This window comes from Streptacidiphilus neutrinimicus, assembly GCF_000787815.1.
Taxonomy (GTDB): Bacteria; Actinomycetota; Actinomycetes; order Streptomycetales; family Streptomycetaceae; genus Streptacidiphilus; species Streptacidiphilus neutrinimicus.
In genome coordinates this window covers 22,754-23,836 of sequence record NZ_BBPO01000094.1, presented here as the reverse complement: position 1 = coordinate 23,836, position 1,083 = coordinate 22,754, and the positions used below count along the sequence as shown (strand labels likewise).

The window sequence follows — 1,083 nt, the reverse complement described above, 5'->3', positions numbered from 1 at the left end:
CAGCCGGGGCCCCAGTGAACAGCTGGGGCCCCGGCTTTTTTCGTATGTCACCCCGTGAGCGGCCACTCGCCGAGTGCGGGAGAATGAGAGTCGGTGCGCGGTTGACGCGTTGCCGGCATCGCAAGGCCTCACGCAGTCCAGACAGGAGTCACCCCAATGGCATACCCCCCCAACGGACCGGAGCGCCGCTCTGGCGACGGCCCCCACGGCGCTGGCGGCGCGGGCCGTCGTGAGTCCCGTGACTCCCGCGGGGGTGGCTACCGTCGGGACGACCGTCCCTCCTCCGGTGACCGTGATCGTGGTGGCGACCGCGGCGGTTTCCGTCGGGACGACCGCCCGTCGTACGGCGACCGCGGTCCGCGCCGCGACGATCGTCCTTCGTACGGTGACCGGGACCGCGGGCCCCGCCGTGACGATCGCCCCTCATACGGCGACCGTGACCGTGGTGGCGACCGTGGCCCGCGTCGCGATGACCGTCCCTCGTATGGTGACCGTGGTCCGCGCCGCGATGACCGTCCGTCGTTCGGTGACCGTGGCCCGCGCCGCGACGACCGCCCGTCCTCGTATGGTGACCGTGGCCCGCGTCGCGATGACCGTCCCTCGTATGGTGACCGTGGTCCGCGCCGGGACGACCGTCCCTCGTTCGGTGACCGTGGCCCGCGCCGCGACGACCGCCCGTCCTCGTATGGTGACCGTGGCCCGCGCCGGGACGACCGCCCGTCGTACGGTGACCGTGGCCCGCGCCGCGACGACCGCCCGTCCTCGTACGGTGACCGTGGCCCGCGCCGGGACGACCGCCCGTCGTTCGGTGACCGTGGCCCGCGCCGGGACGACCGCCCGTCGTTCGGTGACCGCGGTCCGCGTCGCGATGACCGTCCCTCGTACGGCGAGCGCGGCCCGCGCCGGGACGACCGCCCGTCCTCGTACGGCGACCGTGGCCCGCGCCGGGAAGACCGCCCGTCCTCCTACGGTGACCGCGGTCCGCGTCGCGATGACCGTCCCTCGTACGGCGACCGCGGCCCGCGCCGGGACGACCGTCCCTCGTACGGCGACCGTGGCCCGCGTCGCGATGACCGTCCCTCG

At 74.6% G+C, this 1,083-nt stretch carries 1 protein-coding gene; it reads left to right on the top strand.

Annotated features, from left to right (window positions below; genetic code table 11):
• Window positions 1-286: 286 nt before the first annotated feature.
• A partial coding sequence (locus TR48_RS43860) for a hypothetical protein (RefSeq protein WP_042374412.1) occupies window positions 287-1,083 on the top strand: 797 nt, incomplete at its 3' end.